The 16670-nt window shown below is 73.7% G+C and carries 12 protein-coding genes and 1 riboswitch; of the genes, 2 read left to right on the top strand and 10 right to left on the bottom strand.

All coding sequences use genetic code 11. The features are described 5' to 3' along the window. Positions 1-14: 14 nt before the first annotated feature. The 10 genes from cobI to OIE12_RS07470 form a co-directional block, all read right to left on the bottom strand. Entirely contained in the window at positions 15-755 is a 741-nt protein-coding gene (cobI, locus tag OIE12_RS07515) for a precorrin-2 C(20)-methyltransferase (RefSeq protein ID WP_329133020.1), read from the bottom strand. Next, positions 752-2314, bottom strand: coding sequence for a cobyrinate a,c-diamide synthase (locus OIE12_RS07510; RefSeq protein WP_443053775.1), 1563 nt, complete (start codon positions 2312-2314; stop codon positions 752-754). The genes cobI and OIE12_RS07510 overlap by 4 nt, the downstream gene beginning before the upstream one ends. Beyond that, positions 2308-2907 carry a cob(I)yrinic acid a,c-diamide adenosyltransferase gene (gene cobO, locus OIE12_RS07505; protein WP_329133016.1) on the bottom strand — a complete coding sequence of 200 codons (600 nt, stop codon included), beginning with the start codon at positions 2905-2907 and terminating at the stop codon, positions 2308-2310. Before cobO ends, OIE12_RS07510 begins: the two co-directional genes overlap by 7 nt. Further along, positions 2907-4934, bottom strand: coding sequence for a putative cobaltochelatase (locus OIE12_RS07500; RefSeq protein WP_329133014.1), 2028 nt, complete (start codon positions 4932-4934; stop codon positions 2907-2909). The genes cobO and OIE12_RS07500 overlap by 1 nt, the downstream gene beginning before the upstream one ends. Continuing rightward, positions 4931-8587: a cobaltochelatase subunit CobN gene (cobN, locus tag OIE12_RS07495; RefSeq protein ID WP_329133012.1), complete on the bottom strand. Its 3657-nt coding sequence runs from the start codon at positions 8585-8587 to the stop codon at positions 4931-4933. The genes OIE12_RS07500 and cobN overlap by 4 nt, the downstream gene beginning before the upstream one ends. Continuing rightward, positions 8584-10116 carry a cobyric acid synthase gene (locus tag OIE12_RS07490; protein ID WP_329133010.1) on the bottom strand — a complete coding sequence of 511 codons (1533 nt, stop codon included), beginning with the start codon at positions 10114-10116 and terminating at the stop codon, positions 8584-8586. Before OIE12_RS07490 ends, cobN begins: the two co-directional genes overlap by 4 nt. Continuing rightward, positions 10113-11066, bottom strand: coding sequence for a cobalamin biosynthesis protein (locus tag OIE12_RS07485; protein ID WP_329133007.1), 954 nt, complete (start codon positions 11064-11066; stop codon positions 10113-10115). Before OIE12_RS07485 ends, OIE12_RS07490 begins: the two co-directional genes overlap by 4 nt. 100 nt (positions 11067-11166) lie before the next feature. Then, a riboswitch (cobalamin riboswitch) is annotated at positions 11167-11306 on the bottom strand. 359 nt (positions 11307-11665) lie between these two features. Beyond that, positions 11666-11881: a hypothetical protein gene (locus tag OIE12_RS07480; RefSeq protein ID WP_329133005.1), complete on the bottom strand. Its 216-nt coding sequence runs from the start codon at positions 11879-11881 to the stop codon at positions 11666-11668. Positions 11882-11893: 12 nt separating this feature from the next. Further along, positions 11894-13174, bottom strand: a complete 1281-nt coding sequence (locus OIE12_RS07475; protein ID WP_329133003.1) for an inorganic phosphate transporter — start codon at positions 13172-13174, stop codon at positions 11894-11896. 148 nt (positions 13175-13322) lie between these two features. Further along, complete coding sequence (locus OIE12_RS07470; protein WP_329133001.1) at positions 13323-14051, bottom strand: lysozyme; 729 nt, start codon at positions 14049-14051, stop codon at positions 13323-13325. A gap of 198 nt (positions 14052-14249) precedes the next feature. Between OIE12_RS07470 and OIE12_RS07465 the strand changes: the two genes are divergently transcribed. Together OIE12_RS07465 and OIE12_RS07460 are read left to right on the top strand one after the other, a co-directional pair. Beyond that, positions 14250-14969 carry a class II aldolase/adducin family protein gene (locus OIE12_RS07465; RefSeq protein WP_329132999.1) on the top strand — a complete coding sequence of 240 codons (720 nt, stop codon included), beginning with the start codon at positions 14250-14252 and terminating at the stop codon, positions 14967-14969. Positions 14970-15226: 257 nt separating this feature from the next. Beyond that, complete coding sequence (locus tag OIE12_RS07460) at positions 15227-16369, top strand: alpha/beta hydrolase (protein WP_329132998.1); 1143 nt, start codon at positions 15227-15229, stop codon at positions 16367-16369. Positions 16370-16670: the final 301 nt, after the last annotated feature.

Below are 16670 nucleotides of genomic sequence, written 5' to 3'. Positions count from 1 at the left end.
CCCCACCGGTACGGTCACAGCTTGCCGCCCCGGGTGCCGTCGCGGCGGGCGGGCGCGATCAGGGTCGACAGGTAGGGGAGCGGGCCGTCACCGTCCAGCTCGGCGGCCGGACGGATCGACTCCTCCGGCAGCCCCAGCGCGCTGCCCCACACCGCGTCCGCCAGCCGCCCCGTCTCGCGCAGCGCCCCGGCGACCTCGCCGGCCTGTCGCCCGAACTTGTACGCGACGACCGTGCCGGGACCGTTCAGCGCCTCCTTCAGCACCGCCGCCCCCGCGGTCACCGGGACCAGCGTCAGCGGCTCGGTGCCCTCGGTCAGCACGGCGCCGGACCGCGCGGCCAGGTCCTGCATGGCGGTGATCCCGGGCACCGTCTCCACGACCGTCCCCGGCACCAGCGCGGTGATGGTGTGCGCGAGATAGGTGAACGTCGAGTACACGTTCGGGTCACCGATGGTCGCGAACGCGACGGAGCCCTCCGGGTGCGCGCGCAGCAGCGCGGCGACCCGCTCACCGGCCGCGTCCCACGCCGCCTCGCGCCGCGCCCGGTCCGTCCGCTCGTTCAGTGCGAACACGACCCGTACGACCTTCTCCGCGGGCACGTAGTGCAGCACCGTCGCCTCGGCTCGCCCGCGCTCGCCGCTGTCCATGACGGGGACGACGACCACGTCGGCGGCGCGCAGCGCGCCCACGCCCTTGACGGTCACCAGCTCGGGGTCGCCGGGGCCCACCCCGATCCCGATCAGCCTGCTGCTCATGACGTCCGGCACCTCTCGACGAACCTGTGGGCGACACCGGGCGTGGCGGCCCAGTGCGTGTGCAGATAGCTGGCGTGCACACCGCGCCGTACGAACCCCTCGAGGCGGCGTTCGGCGCCTCGGACGCCCCAGGCGGGGGACTCCCCGGCGTGCGGTTCCACCACCGTGCGGTGGAACTCGTGGCCGCGCATCCGGGTGCCGGCGGGGGCGAGGGAGCTGTCGGTCACCGCGACCGCGTCCCGGTAGCCGAGGGTGAGCCGCTCGGACATGCGTGCGGTGGCGTCGAGCACGCCGCACATCGGGGATCCGTCCAGCTCCCGGCACAGGTACAGCAGCCCCGCGCACTCGGCGGCGACGGGGCCCCCGGCCCGCGCGAACTCCCCCACGGCCTTGCGGAGCGGCTCGTTGGCGGACAGCTCGGCGGCGTACACCTCGGGGAAACCGCCGCCGACGACGATGCCGGCGGTGCGGTCGGGAAGCCGTTCGTCCCGGAGCGGGTCGAACGGCACGACGTCCGCGCCGGCGGCGCGAAGCAGCTCGGCGTGCTCGGCGTAGGAGAACGTGAAGGCGGGCCCGGAGGCGAGGGCGACGACGGGGTGGGGGTGAGAGGCGCCTTCCGGCTCGGGGGGTTCTGGTGCGTTGGCGGGTGCGGGCGGTTCGTGATCGCTCGCGCAGTTCCCCGCGCCCCTCAGGGGCGCGGGGAACTGCGCGACCAGCCCCGACGCACCCGCACCCGACGAAATACCAAGGGGGGTGTGGGGGGCGGAGCCCCCCGAGGTCGGGAAGGGATGGGGCGGCGGGGGCGAAACCCTCACGGCCTCAGCGGCATCCCAAGCCGCACCCGACACAGGCCCCGCCGAGCGCGCCAGCGCGACCACCGCCTCAAGATCACACCCGGCGGCCACCATCGCCCCCATCGCGGCCACCGCCTCCACAGCCTGCGCACCCCGCTCGGCCACCGGCACCAGCCCAAGATGCCGCGACGGCGTCTCGACAGGCGTCGTCCTCCGCAACACCCCCAGCACCGGCACCCCGACGGAGTCCAACGCCTCCCGCAACAACGACTCGTGCCGCTCCGACCCGACCTTGTTGAGGATCACGCCCCCGACCCGCACCTCCGGATCCCACGTCACGAACCCGTGCACCAGCGCCGCCACCGACCGCGACTGCGCCGACGCATCGACCACCAGCACCACCGGCGCCCCCAACACCTTCGCCACCTGCGCGGTCGACGCCAGCTCACCCTCCCCCGCCGCCCCGTCGAACAGCCCCATCACGCCCTCGACGACCGCGAGGTCACACCCCCGCGCCCCGTGCAGGAACAGCGGAGCCACCAGCTCGGGACCGCACAGATACGCGTCGAGGTTCCGCCCCACCCGCCCCGTCGCGAGCGCGTGGTACCCGGGGTCGATGTAGTCGGGCCCGACCTTGTGCGGCGACACGGCCAGCCCCCGCGCGGTGAGCGCGGCCATCAGCCCCGTCGCCACGGTGGTCTTGCCGCTGCCGGAGGCCGGCGCGGCGACGACCAGCCGGGGCAGCACGGTGGACGACGTCACCACTCGATGCCCCTCTGGCCCTTCTGACCGACGTCCATCGGATGCTTGACCTTGGACATGTCGGTCACCAGGTCGGCGAGGTCCACCAGCTTCTCCGGCGCGTTCCGCCCCGTGATCACGACATGCTGGGTGCCGGGACGGTGCCGCAGCACGTCGATCACCTCGTCGGTGTCGACCCACCCCCAGTGCATCGGATACGCGAACTCGTCGAGGACGTACAGCTTGTACGTCTCGGCGGCCAGGTCACGCTTGACCTGCTCCCAGCCCTCGCGCGCCTTCTCCTCGTTGTCCATCTGCGCGTCCCGCTGGACCCACGACCAGCCCTCGCCCATCTTGTGCCAGTCGACGGAGCCGCCCTCGCCGGACGCCCCCAGCACCCGCAGCGCGTTCTCCTCGCCGACCTTCCACTTCGCCGACTTGACGAACTGGAACACCCCGATCGGCCACCCCTGGTTCCAGGCGCGCAGGGCCAGCCCGAACGCGGCGGTGGACTTGCCCTTCCCCACCCCCGTGTGCACGACCACCAGCGGCCGGTTGCGCCGCTGACGGGTCGTCAGACCGTCGTCCGGTACGACACTCGGCTGTCCCTGCGGCATTACGCGGCCCTCCTCTGGATCTTCCGCGCACCCTGCGCGTCCCGCACCAGCCCGGCGATCGAGTCCGCCCGCAGCTCGTCCAACGTCACCGCCGTACCGCCCAGGTCGTCCGCGACCCGCCCGGCCAGCCCCAGCCGTACCGGCCCCGACTCGCAGTCCACGACCACGGAGGCGGTTCCCTCGGCGGCGAACAGCCCCGCCGCCCGCGAGGCCAGCGCGACCGGGTCCGGGCCGCCGGTGGCCCGTCCGTCCGTCACCACCACGACCAGCGCCCGCCGCGCGGGGTCCCGCAGCCGCTCCACCCGCAGCACCTCGTGCGCCTTCAGCAGCCCGGCCGCCAGCGGGGTGCGCCCACCGGTCGGCAACGACTCGAGTCGGGCCGCCGCCGCGTCCACGGAGGAGGTCGGCGGCAGCGCCACCTCGCCCGAGGCACCCCGGAAGGTCACAAGGCCCACCTTGTCCCGCCGCTGATAGGCGTCCAGGAGCAGCGACAGCACCGCACCCTTCACGGCGCTCATCCGCTGCCGCGCCGCCATCGACCCGGAGGCGTCCACGACGAACAGCACGAGGTTGCCCTCACGTCCCTCGCGGGTCGCCTGCCGCAGATCGTCCCGCCGTACGACCAGCCCGGGACCGGACCGCCCCCGCGCCCGCTGATGCGGCGCGGCGGCCTGTACCGTCGCCGCCAGATGCAGCTTGGTCAGGGTGCCCCGGGGCCGCCGGGCGCCCGTCGTGCGCCCGTGCTCGGTCCGCGCCCGCGAGCGCCGCCCGGCGGCGCCCTCGCCGAGGCCGGGGACGCTGAGCACCTTCGTACGGAAGGGCTCGGCGGCCCTGACCGGCGACTGCTCGCCGGCGCCCGCACCGGACGGCTGCGGCTCACCGCCGTCGCCCGCCTCGGGCCGCGCGGCGGTGTCCCCGCCCTCGGGGCCGCCGTCCTCGGGGGCGGGCCGACCGCCGCCACCGCCGGGCCCGTTGTCGTCCGGGTCCGGATCGTCGTCGCCGTCGGACCCGTCCGACCCGCCGAACTCCTCCAGCGTCTCGTCGAGCTTGTCCTCGTCGAGCCCGGGCGCGTCGAAGGGATTGCGGCGGCGCCGGTGGGGGAGGGCCAGCAGCGCGGCCTGCCGTACGTCCTCGGCGAGCACGTCGGTCCGCCCCGCCCAGGCGGCCAGCGCGGTGGCCGTCCGCGCCATCACGATGTCGGCCCGCATCCCGTCCACCTCGAACGCCGCGCACGTCGCCGCGATCTGCCGCAGCGCCCCGTCGCCGAGCCGCACCGACGGCAGCAACTGCCGTGCGGCGACGATCCGTTGTCGTACGGTGGCCTCGTCGTCCGCCCACCGCGCGGCGAACCCGGCGGGGTCGTCGTCGTACGCGAGCCGCCGCCGTACGACCTCCACCCGCTGGTCGGGCTCGCGCGAGGCGGCGACCTCGACCGTCAGCCCGAACCGGTCGAGCAACTGCGGCCGCAGCTCGCCCTCTTCGGGGTTCATCGTCCCGACGAGCAGGAACCGCGCCGCATGCCGTACGGAGACGCCCTCACGCTCGACGTACGAGGCGCCCATCGCGGCGGCGTCGAGCAGAAGGTCCACGAGGTGGTCGTGCAGGAGGTTGACCTCGTCGACATAGAGGATGCCCCGGTGTGCGTCGGCGAGCAGCCCCGGCTCGAACGCCTTCACGCCCTCCGCGAGCGCCCGCTCGATGTCGAGCGCGCCCACCAGCCGGTCCTCGGAGGCCCCGACGGGCAGCTCGACCATGCGGGCGGCACGGGACTCGAACGCCCCGCCCTCGTGCGGCCCGTCCGGGCACGCGGGGTCCGGCGCGGCGGGATCGCACGAGAACCGGCACCCGGAGACGACGTCCACGGCGGGCAGGAGCGCGGAGAGCGCCCGCACGGCGGTGCTCTTGGCGGTGCCCTTCTCGCCGCGCACCAGCACGCCGCCGACTGCCGGGGACACCGCGTTCAGCAGCAGCGCGAGCCGCAGGTCGTCCTGGCCGACAACGGCCGTGAACGGAAAGGGGGTACTCACTTCTCGTCGCCCTCCAGATCGCCTTCGAGTTCCAGATACGTGGCGCGCAGCCGCTCCAGCGTCTCCGCGTCGGGCTCCGCCCACAGCCCGCGGTCCGCCGCCTCCAGCAGGCGTTCCGTGATGCCGCGCAGCGCCCACGGGTTGGACCGCTTCATGAAGTCGCGGTTCTCGGCGTCGAAGACGTACTCGGCCGACAACTTCTCGTACATCCAGTCGTCCACGACGCCGGCCGTGGCGTCGTACCCGAACAGGTAGTCCACCGTCGCGGCCATCTCGAACGCGCCCTTGTAGCCGTGGCGCCTCATGGCCGCCATCCAGCGCGGGTTGACCACCCGCGCCCGGAAGACGCGGTGCGTCTCCTCGCCGAGGGTCCTGGTCTTCACCTGGTCCGGTGTCGCCGAGTCGCCCACGTACGCCTCCGGGCTCTCGCCCGTCAGATGGCGGACCATCGCCACCATGCCGCCGTGGTACTGGAAGTAGTCGTCGGCGTCGACGAGGTCGTGTTCTCTCGTGTCGACGTTTTTCGCCGCCACCGCGATCCGCCGGAACGCCGTCTCCATGTCCCCGCGCGCCGCCCGCCCGTCGAGCCCGCGGCCGTACGCGTAGCCGCCCCACACCGCGTACACCTCGGCGAGGTCGGCGTCGGAGCGCCAGTTGCGGGCGTCGATCAGCGGCAGCAGGCCCGCACCGTACGCGCCGGGCTTGGAGCCGAAGATGCGGGAGGTGGCCCGGCGGCGGTCGCCGTGCCCGGCGGTGTCCTCGTCGGCGTGCGCCTTGACGAAGTTGGACCCGGCCGGTTCGTCCAGCTCCGCCACGGCCCGTACCGCGTCGTCGATCAGGCCCACCACGTGCGGGAACGCGTCACGGAAGAAGCCGGAGATGCGGACCGTGACATCGATGCGCGGCCGGCCCAGTTCCTCCAGGCCGACCACCTCGAAGCCGGTCACGCGCCTCGACGCGTCGTCCCACACCGGGCGGCAGCCCAGTAGCGCGAGGATCTCGGCGATGTCGTCGCCCTGCGTGCGCATCGCGGAGGTGCCCCACACCGTCAGGCCGACCGACTTCGGGTACTCGCCGGTGTCGGTGAGGTACCGCTGCACCAGCGAGTCCGCCAGTGACTGCCCGACCTCCCAGCTCAGCCGGGACGGGATCGCCTTGGGGTCGACGGAGTAGAAGTTCCGGCCGGTCGGCAGGACGTTGACCAGTCCGCGCGTGGGCGAGCCGGAGGGGCCCGCCGGGACGTAACCGCCGTCCAGGGCGCGCAGGATGTGCCCGATCTCGTCCGTCGTACGGGCCAGCCGGGGCACGACCTCCTCGCTCGCGAACCGCAACACGGCGACCGCGTCCGGGAGTTCGGTGCCCAGCACCTCGCCTACCAGCGTCTGTCCGGCCTCCGCCGCCCAGCCGCGCGCCTCCATGCCCTCCGCGAGGCGGCGGCAGAGCTGCTCCAGCAGGTCGATCGCGTCGGACGCGGTACGGGACGGGCCGTCGACCAGGTCGGTGAGTTCCACCGGGACCTTCACCCCGGCGCCCGGCTCGGCCAGCAACTCCTTCTCCACCAGGCCGAAGTGGGCGGCGAGCGAGGCCCGCAGCCCCGGCAGCGCGTTCGCCCGCCCGCCCCACACCTGCGAGGCGCGCAGCACGGCGAGTACGAGGTTCACGCGGGGTTCGCCGACCGGGCCGCCGCCGAGGATGTGCAGACCGTCGCGGATCTGGACGTCCTTGATCTCGCAGAGATAGCCGTCGATGTGCATGACGAAGGAGTCGAACTCGTCGTCGTCCGGCTGGTCGTCCACATGCAGGTCGTGATGGAGCTCGGCGGCCTTGACCAGGGTCCAGATCTGCGCCCGTACGGCCGGGGCCTTCGTCGGGTCGAGGTCGCTCACCAGCGCGTACTCGTCGAGGAGTTGCTCCAGCTTGGCGAGGTCGCCGTAGGTGTCGGCCCGGGCCATCGGCGGCACCAGATGGTCGACCACCGTCGCGTGCCCGCGCCGTTTGGCCTGGGTGCCCTCGCCGGGGTCGTTGACGATGAACGGGTAGATCAGGGGCAGGTCGCCGAGGACCGCGTCCGGCGCGCAGCCCGCGCTCAGGCCGAGGCCCTTGCCCGGCAGCCACTCCATCGTGCCGTGCTTGCCCATGTGGACGATCGCGTCGGCGCCGAAGCTGTTCTCCAGCCAGCGGTAGGCGGCCAGGTAGTGGTGGGAGGGCGGCATGTCGGGGTCGTGGTAGATCGCGATGGGGTTCTCGCCGAAGCCGCGCGGCGGCTGAATCATCACGATCACGTTCCCGAACTGGAGGGACGCGAGCACGATGTCGTCACCGTCGACGTACAGCGAGCCCGGCGGCTCGCCCCATGCCTCCAGCATGCCGCCCCGCAGCTCGGGGTCGAGCGTGTCGAACCACTCCCGGTAGTCGGCGAGCGGCACGCGCGCGGGGGCGGCGGCGAGCTGGTCCTCGGTGAGCCACTCCACGTCGTGGCCGCCGGCCTCGATGAGCCGGTGGATCAACTCGTCGCCGCCGGACGGGTATCCGTGCACCCCGTACCCGGCGTCGCGCAGCGCGTCCAGCACCCGGACGGCCGAGGCGGGCGTGTCCAGGCCGACGGCGTTGCCGACCCGGGAGTGCTTGGTGGGGTAGGCGGTGAAGACGAGCGCGATCCTCTTCTCCGCGTTCGGCTTGTGCCCGAGCGCCGCGTGCCGCACGGCGATCCCGGCGACCCGCGCGGCCCGCTCGGGGTCGGCGACGTACACCGGCACGTCGTCCGGGCCCTGCTCCTTGAAGGAGAAGGGGACGGTGACGAGCCGGCCGTCGAACTCGGGGATGGCGACCTGCATCGCCGCGTCCATGGGGGACAGCGCGGCGTCGGACGCCTCCCACTGGGCGCGCGAGGAGGTCAGGCAGAGCCCTTGCAGCACGGGCACGTCGAGGTCGGCGAGCGCGCCGACGTCCCACGCCTCCTCCTCGCCGCCCGCCGACGCCTGGGAGGCGTGGGTGCCACCGGCGGCGAGGACGGTGGCGACGAGCGCGTCGGCCCCCGCCAGCAGCTCGTACAGCCCGGGGTCCGCACCGCGCAGCGAACCGCAGTACACCGGGAGCGCGTTGGCACCGCGCGCCTCGATCGCGTCGCACAGGGTGTCGACGAAGCCGGTGTTGCCGCTGAGTTCGTGGGCGCGGTAGAAGAGCACGCCGACGGTCGGGCGGCCCGGCGCGCACGCGCGTGCCCCGTGCACGCCGTACTCGGGCATCTTGCGCGGCTCGTCGAAGCCCTCGCCGGTCAGCAGCACGGTGTCCGACAGGAACCGGGCGAGCTGGGTGAGGTTGTCGGGGCCGCCCTCGACCAGATAGCGCAGCGCCTCGGCCACCACGCCCGCCGGCACCGACGACTCCGCCATCAGCTCGGCGTCCGGCACGGTCTCCCCGCCGAGCAGCACGGTCGGCACGCCGGACGCCTTCAGCGCGGCGAGCCCGTCCTCCCAGGCCCGCTTGCCGCCCAGCAGCCGTACGACGGCGAGGTCGGCGCCGTCGAGCAGCGCGGGCAGCTCCGCGGCGACGTCCACGCGGGTGGGGTTGCCGATCCGGTACCCGGCACCGGCGGCGGCCCGGGCCGCCAGCAGGTCCGTGTCGGCGGTCGACAACAACAACACTGTGCTCATGCGGGCGCTCCCGGTGGGATGAAGGGCAGTCCTTGCGGCGCGCCGGACTCGATGAGCCGCCACAGCGCGTCCGTGTCCGCGTGCTGTTCGATCAGGTCGCCTAGCCGGTCGAGCTGCTCCTCGCGGAGCGCGGCGAACGACGTGTCCGGGGCGGGGACGAAGCGGCGGCCTGCGGCGGCGGCCACCTCGCGCAGGAAGGCGCGCCGGAAACCGTCCGACTCCAGCGAGCCGTGCCAGTGCGTGCCCCAGACGGCGCCGACCCGGCAGCCGTCCAAGAACGCTTCTCCGCCGGTGACGTCGGCGACCCCGTGGTGGATCTCGTACCCCTCGACGGGCTCGCCGAGGGCCTCGCCGACGGGCCGGGCGAGGGTCTTCCCGGGGGCGAACCGGACCCGTACGGGCAGCACCCCGAGGCCGTCCACCCGCCCGGCGCGCGACTCGACCTCGTCCTCGATGCGTTCGCCGAGGATCTGGAAGCCGCCGCAGATCCCGAGCACCGGCCGCCCCTCGGCCGCCCTGCGCCGCAGCGCGTCCGCGAGCCCCCGCTCCCGCAGCCACTCCAGGGCGCGGACCGTCCCCCGGGTCCCCGGAACCACCACGAGATCGGCGTCGGCCAGCTCCTCCGGCCGGTCCACGAACCGCACGACGACGCCGGGTTCGGCGGCGAGCGCGTCGACGTCCGTGAAGTTGGACATCAGCGGGACCGCGCACACGGCGACCCGCAGCACGTCCTCGCCGACCGGCGGCGCGGTGTTCGACTCCCGTACGGTGCCGCGCAGCGACACCCTGAGTCCATCCTCTTCATCGATGCCGAGTCCGTGCCGGAACGGCAGGACGCCGTAGGTGGAGCGGCCGGTGAGGCCGTGCAGCATGTCGAGGCCGGGTTCGAGGAGCGAGACGTCGCCCCGGAACTTGTTGACGAGGAACCCGGCGACCAGCTCCTGGTCCTCGGGAGAGAGCAGGGCGACGGTGCCGAAGAAGGAGGCGAAGACGCCGCCCCGGTCGATGTCGCCGACGACGACCACGGGGAGCTTCGCGTTGCGCGCGATCCCCATGTTGACGATGTCGGTACGGCGCAGATTGATCTCGGCGGGGCTGCCCGCGCCCTCGCAGATCACCGCGTCGTACGTGGCGCGCAGCTCGGCCAGGGAGTCGAGCACGGTGCCGAGCAACCGCTGCTGCCGGCCGCCGTGGTAGCCGCGGGCGCTCATCTCGCCGACCGGCCGGCCGAGCAGCACGACCTGGCTGCTGCGCTCGCCGCCCGGCTTCAGCAGGACGGGGTTCATCAGCGCGGTCGGCTCGATCCGGCACGCCTGGGCCTGCATGGCCTGCGCGCGCCCGATCTCGGCGCCCTCGCGGGTGACGAACGAGTTGAGGGACATGTTCTGCGCCTTGAACGGCGCGACCTTGACGCCCTGCCGCGCCAGCCACCGGCAGATACCGGCGGTGACGACGCTCTTCCCGGCGTCGGAGGTGGTTCCGGCGACGAGCAGCCCGCCGCCCGGCCGACGGTCGGTGCCGCCGCTCATGACATACGTCCCTTCGTCCGACGGCGCCCGAACACGAGCCGCACGCCCGCGCACACGCCCAGCGCGAGCCAGCTCACGCGTCGGGAGAGCCGCGCCGCGCGCTCGATGTCGTCCGTCCGCACGGCGCGCCCGGTGCCGTTGAGGACCGGACGGTGCTCCACACGCCCCGCGTAGGACAAGGTGCCGCCGAGCCGCACCCCGAGCGCCCCCGCGAAGGACGCCTCCACGGGACCGGCGTTGGGGCTCGGATGCCGGGACGCGTCCGCCCGCCAGGCCCGTACCGCACCCCGGGGGTCCGGTCCGGCGACGGCCGCGAGGACGGCGGTGAGCCGCGCCCCCGGCGCACCGGCGAGGTCGTCCAGGCGTGCGGAGGCCCAGCCGTAGCGCAGATGACGGGGGGAGCGGTGACCCACCATGGCGTCCAGCGTGTTGACGGCCCGGAAGCCGAGCAGCCCCGGCACACCGGCGACGGCGCCCCACACCAGGGCGCCGACGACGGCGTCGGAGGTGTTCTCGGCGACGGACTCGACGACCGCCCGCGCGATCCCGTCGGCGTCCAGCGCCTGCGGGTCGCGTCCGCACAGATGCGGCAGCCGCGCCCGGGCGGCGTCCACGTCACCGGCCTCCAGCGCCCGCCCGACGGCCCGCGCCTCGCGGACGAGCGAGGTGCCGCCGACGACGGCCCAGGTGGCGGTCGCGGTCAGGGCGATCGAGGCGGCGGGGGAGCGGCGTACGGCGCGCGCGGCGACGGCTCCGAGCGCCGTGGCGCCACCGGCGCACACGACGGTGTGCAGCGCGCCCCAGCCACGGTGGTCGCGCCAGAGCCCGCGCTCCACGGCGGCCGCGGCACGGCCGAACACGGCGACCGGATGCCCGCGGCGCGGATCGCCGAGGAGCAGGTCGCCGAGGAGGCCGGCGGTGGCGCCGTACGCGAAGCGTTCGGCACCCACGGGGTCAGCCGGCCGTGGGATCGGTCAAGGTGTCGCTGGTGAACCTCGGTCGGCAGCCGCGCATGGCGATATGTCCTCACTCAGGGTGTCCACGCCCTGGTTCGACGAGACCGGCGGTGAGAGTTCCTGGCTCCCGGGATTCCTACCCCGGTGACAGTGGCGGGACCGCGCCGGATTTCCACCGGCTTCCTCTCCTGCCGCCGCATTGGCCCCGGCAGTCCACCACGCGCCCGCACAACAGGTCAACCTGCCCCTGACCTGCTGTGCGAAGTCCCACACCCCCCACCACGAACCCGCCGCGGAACGGTGGCCCGTAAGGGGCGCGGGGCGCGACGAACGCAAGAGCCGCGCCCCATGAGGGGCGCGGGCAACTGCGCGACAAGCCACAACGAGCCCGCACCCGCCCAAGAACCCCACCCACCCGAGCTCTCAGGCGCCCTCTCCCACCCACCCCAACTCCCCACCCCCCCCCGGGGGTCCAAGGGGCAGCGCCCCTTGAGGGACGGGAAGGGTAGGGGCGGCGGGGGCGAAAAAAACCCACCCCCGCCCACCACCACGGCTACAACACGACCACGGCTACAACACGACCACGGCTCCGGCTACGCCACGATCAGATGAATCCCGTACGCCACAGCCGCCGCACACGCGGCAAAGCACACGTACGCTCCCGTCGCGGCAAGCACGGCCCCCCCACCCCGCGCCGACTCCCTCTTCGTCAGCCCCACGATCCCGAGCGTGAACAACCCCACCAGCCCCACCGTCACCACGAGCGAGACCCCGAACACGGAACCCAGCGCAACCCAGTCGATCTTCATGCCGTCCGCTCCTTACACCGTGGCCGCACGGTTGGGTTCCGCGGCCGGCCCCGCATCGGCGGCCGGCGCGGGAATGGTCGCCTGCAACCCCGCCCCCGCCGGGGGCACCCCCACCGGCGGCGGCGCCACCGCGGCGATCGCCGCGGTCACCACCCCCGGCGACTCGACGGCACCGGAGCCGGCCTCACCCGCGTCGAGTTCATTGACGTTGTCCACGGTCACCGGCGTCCGCCGCGACAGCACCCAGATCGTCCCGGCCCCCGCCACCAACAGCGCACCCGTGACCACCGTCCCCCACGTCCCCTGCTTCGTGAGGAACTCCGCCCCCGCCCCGACCAGCCCCGCCGCCGGCAGCGTCAGACACCAGGCGACGAACATCCGGGTCGCGGTGGACCAGCGGACCACCCCGCCCCGCCGCCCGAGCCCGGAGCCCATCACCGCACCGGAGCAGACCTGGGTGGTGGAAAGGGAGAAACCGATGTGCGAGGAGGCGAGGATCGCCGTCGCCGCACTGGTCTGCGCGGCGAACCCCTGCGGCGGCGCCAGATCCGTCAGCCCCTTGCCGAGGGTGCGGATGATCCGCCAGCCACCCAGATACGTGCCGAGCGCTATCGCCGTACCGGCCGAGAAGATGACCCACATCGGCGGGTTGGAGCCGGGCGCGAGAACGCCTCCGGTGACCAGGGCGAGGGTGATGATGCCCATGGTCTTCTGCGCGTCGTTGGTGCCGTGCGCGAGCGAGACCAGCCCGGCCGAGGCGATCTGCCCGGCCCGGTACCCCTTCGCGGTGGCCTTCTCGTCGGCCCGGTTGCCGATCGCGTACGTCAGCCGGGTCGCGAGCATCGCGGCCAGCCCGGCCACGACGGGCGCGGCGACCGCCGGGATGAGGACCTTGGTGACGACGGTCGAGCCGTTCACCGACGACCAGCCGGCCGACATGACCGCCGCGCCGATCAGACCGCCGAACAGTGCGTGGGAGGAACTGGAGGGCAGACCCAGCAGCCAGGTCAGCAGGTTCCACAGGATCGCGCCGACGAGGGCGGCGAAGATCACTTCGGTCCGCAGGCCCTCTTCGTTGATGATGCCGCCGGAGATCGTCTTGGCGACCTCCACGGAGAGGAACGCGCCGACGAGGTTCAGCACGGCGGACATGGCCACCGCCGTCTTGGGCCTCAGGGCGCCGGTCGAGATGGTGGTGGCCATCGCGTTGGCTGTGTCGTGGAAACCGTTCGTGAAATCGAACACGAGTGCGGTGACAATCACGATACCCAGGAGGAGCGTGATGTGTTCCATTTACCCAGGCTTCTGTTGGACGTCAGTGTCACCTGGACGGTAGGCAACCTGGGTGAACGGCAGGTGAACGAGGGCGGGCGGTGCGGTGACCCGAACGGGGTGCCGCGATTCCGCTTTCCGGCGGTGTCCGCGCACCCGCCGCCCCGCGTCAGCCCCGCGCGAACCGTTTCAACCCGGCGAGCGAGCCGTTGAAGCGGTTCTGGTCGCCGGGCAGGGTGCCGGCGGTGGCGTACTGCCAGAACGTCCAGGTGTTCCAGCCGCCCGGCAGCGCCCCCGTACCGGAGGTGCCGTGCCGGGCGATCCACAGCGCGTGGTCCGCGGCGAAGGCGGTGCTGTCGCCGGTGCACAGCCGCCACCAGTTGGCCGTGGTGTACAGCACGGGCCGGCGCCCGGTCAGCCGCAGCACCTCGTCGCTGAACGCTCTGATCCAGCGCACCATGGCGGCCTTGCCCAGCCCGTAGCACTTGTGCGATCCGTACGGGTTGTACTCCATGTCCAGCGCGGGCGGCAGCGTCCGGCCGTCCGCGCGCCAGGCGCCGCCGTTGCGCACGAAGTACGCCGCCTGCGTGGCGCCGGAGGACCGGTCCGGCACGGCGAAGTGGTATGCGCCGCGCAGGATCCCGGCGGCGCGCGCCCCGTCGTACTGCTTCTTGAAGGTGGGGCTGCGGTAGTCGGTGGACTCGGTCGCCTTGACGTAGACGAACGCCGCCCCGTCCGCCCTGGCCTTCGCCCAGTCGACGCCGCCCTGGTGCGAGGAGACGTCGTGCCCCTTCGGCTTGCCCGCGGCGACGGCCCGGGCGGGCGCCGCCGCGCCCGTGGCGAGCAGCGCACCGCAGAGCGCGAGCGTCAGGGTGCGGGCAGCGTGACGTGAGGTCATGGATCCCCCCGGGGGACGGTGGACACGCGGGCGCGGGAACCGTCGCGCACGGACGGCCCCGCAGGAGCCCCAGAGAGTAGTAGAAGACGGGAGGAAATCGGCCAATCATCATCCAATCGGCTCATAGGGGCGCGTTCAGGGGCGTATGCGCCGGGCGTGAGCGCCGGGCGCGCACGGCGCACCTGGCATGATCGCGCCATGACTGAGCAGCGGCAGAACCCGGGACGGGAGCAACGGCGGGAACGGGTGCGGGTGCGGGAGGCGGCCGAGGGCGGGGTGGCCGACGCCTGGGAGGCGCTCGTCGCCACCGCCCGCCGCACGGTCGCCGACGGACTGGTCGTCGGCACCTCCGGCAACGTGTCGGTACGGGTCGGGGACACGGTGCTGGTCACGCCCACCGGAGTGCCGTACGACAGGCTGGGCCCCGACGACGTGGTCGGCGTCGGACTCGACGGCCGCCAGGTGCTCGGCACACTGCGGCCGACCAGCGAACTCCCCATGCACCTCGCGGTGTACCGCACCACCGACGCACGTGCGGTCGTGCACACCCACGCGGTGCACTCGACGGCGGTCTCCACACTCGTCCGGGAGCTCCCGCTGATCCACTACATGGCCGCGGCCATGGGCGGCCCCGTCCGGGTCGCCCCCTACGCCACGTACGGCACCCCCGAGCTGGCCGACAACGTGCTCCAGGCCCTCACCGACCGCACCGCCTGCCTCCTCCAGAACCACGGCACCCTGGCCTACGGCACCACCCTCGACCAGGCCTATGACCACACCGCCCAACTCGAATGGATGTGCCACGTCTGGCTCACGGCCACAGCAACGTCGGCAGGCCCACCCACCCTCCTGACCCCCGACCAACTGAACGAGGTCAAGGCCCGCTTGCACACCTACGGCCAGCAGCGCGCCCCTTAAGGGGCGCGGGGCTGTGTTGTCTGCGCGGCTCCGCCGCGGCGGGCGCGAGCACTCACCGTGCCCCTTAAGGGGCGCGGGGAACTGCGCGAGAAGCCCCCACCCACCCGCACCCGACAACGCGCCCCCCCGGGGTCCAAGGGGCCGAGCCCCTTGAAGGGACGGGAAGGGTAGGGGCGGCGGGGGCGAAACAAACCACAGCACCCCACCAAAAAGGGGGCCCGCTGGCCGAAGCCCCCCGCACCCACGACACTGGACCGGTGCGCACTGTCAGGCCGACCCCCACCACCCTCACCACAGCCCTGGCCCTCACCGCCGGCCTCGCCGGCGCCACCGGCCTGGCCGCCGGCCGCCTCGCCGCCGACGCCGCCCTCAAAGCACCCCCCGGCCGCCCCCTCCCCACCGAATCCCGCCTCACCGTCCACGCCACGGCCGCCGGCCGCATCACCCTGACCCGCGCCCTCGCCTCCCGCCGCCCCGGCACCTACGGCCTCACCGGCCACGGCTCCCACGCGGTCGTCGGCCAGGTCCTCACCGGAACCCCGCACTCCGCCGACACGGTCGTCCGGCGGCTCGAACGCGTCACCCACGGCACCCTGGAGACCGGCGACAGGGTCCGGCTCACCCCCAACCTCCACATCGGCGACCCGGGCACCGCCCTCGGCCTCGACCACACCGACGTGGACGTGCCCGGCGAACTCGGCCCGCTGCCGGCGTGGTTCGTGCCGGGCGTGCGCGACATGTGGGTGATCGCCGTGCACGGGCTCGGTGCGACCCGCGAGCACCCGATGAACCTGATGCGGTTCTACAACCGCAACCACCTCACCGTGCTCGCCCTCTCCCACCGGGGCGACGCCGGCGCGCCCCGTTCGCCGGACGGTCTCCACCACCTCGGGGACACCGAGTGGCGGGACGTGGACGCGGCGATCCAGTACGCCGTGCGCCACGGTGCCCGGCAGGTGGTGCTGCACGGCTGGTCGACCGGCGCGACCATGGCGCTGATCGCCGCGGTCCGTTCCGAACTGCGGGACCGTGTCGTGGGGCTGGTGCTCGACTCGCCCGTGCTCGACCGGGAGGCGACGGTGCGGGCACTGGCGGCGGCGCGGCACACGCCGCGGGTGCTGCTGCCGTTGGCGGTGCGGGCGGCGCAGGGGAAGGCGCGGTGGGATGCGGAGCGGTTGCGACGGGTGGTGGACCCGGGGCGGCTCACGAAGCCGACGCTGCTCTTCCACGGGCCGGGCGACGCGGTCGCGCCGTGGGGGGCGTCGCGGCGGTTGGCGGAGGCGAAGGAGGGGCTGGTGGTGTTGCACGAGGTGCGGGAGGGGGTGCACGGGGCGATGTGGAACGCGGACCCCGAGGGGTACGAGGAGGCGCTGGGGCGCTTCTTGACGCCGCTGGTGTGAGCTTGAGGGTTTCCTCGCCCCCGCCGCCCCTGCCCTTCCCGTCCTCAAGGGGCGCTGCCCCGTGGACCCCGGGAGTGGGAGAGGGCGCCTGGGAACTGGGGTGGGCGGCGTTCCCGGGCGGGCGCGGGTGCGCCGTGGCTTGTCGCGCGGTTCCCCGCGCCCCTGCGTTGGTCGCGTCCGCGCGGCGGCGGCCGCGGATCGGCACAGGGGCCCGCGTCCCGTGCGGGGTGCGGTCCCGTTCCGGTTCGCGGCCCGGGGAGCGGTTGTCGCGCTGGCCTCCCCGGGCCGCGAAGGCCGGGCA

The sequence above is a fragment of the Streptomyces sp. NBC_00670 genome, from assembly GCF_036226765.1.
GTDB lineage: Bacteria > Actinomycetota > Actinomycetes > Streptomycetales > Streptomycetaceae > Streptomyces.
Note: the sequence above shows the minus strand (reverse complement) of the source record. Positions and strands in the feature narration are given on the sequence as shown.

Coding starts and splice junctions, on each gene's coding strand:
- cobI (WP_329133020.1), bottom strand. CDS start 755: ATGAGCAGCAGGCTGATCGGGATCGGGGTGGGCCCCGGCGACCCCGAG.
- cobO (WP_329133016.1), bottom strand. CDS start 2,907: ATGCCGCAGGGACAGCCGAGTGTCGTACCGGACGACGGTCTGACGACC.
- cobN (WP_329133012.1), bottom strand. CDS start 8,587: ATGAGCACAGTGTTGTTGTTGTCGACCGCCGACACGGACCTGCTGGCG.
- OIE12_RS07490 (WP_329133010.1), bottom strand. CDS start 10,116: ATGAGCGGCGGCACCGACCGTCGGCCGGGCGGCGGGCTGCTCGTCGCC.
- OIE12_RS07480 (WP_329133005.1), bottom strand. CDS start 11,881: ATGAAGATCGACTGGGTTGCGCTGGGTTCCGTGTTCGGGGTCTCGCTC.
- OIE12_RS07475 (WP_329133003.1), bottom strand. CDS start 13,174: ATGGAACACATCACGCTCCTCCTGGGTATCGTGATTGTCACCGCACTC.
- OIE12_RS07470 (WP_329133001.1), bottom strand. CDS start 14,051: ATGACCTCACGTCACGCTGCCCGCACCCTGACGCTCGCGCTCTGCGGT.
- OIE12_RS07465 (WP_329132999.1), top strand. CDS start 14,250: ATGACTGAGCAGCGGCAGAACCCGGGACGGGAGCAACGGCGGGAACGG.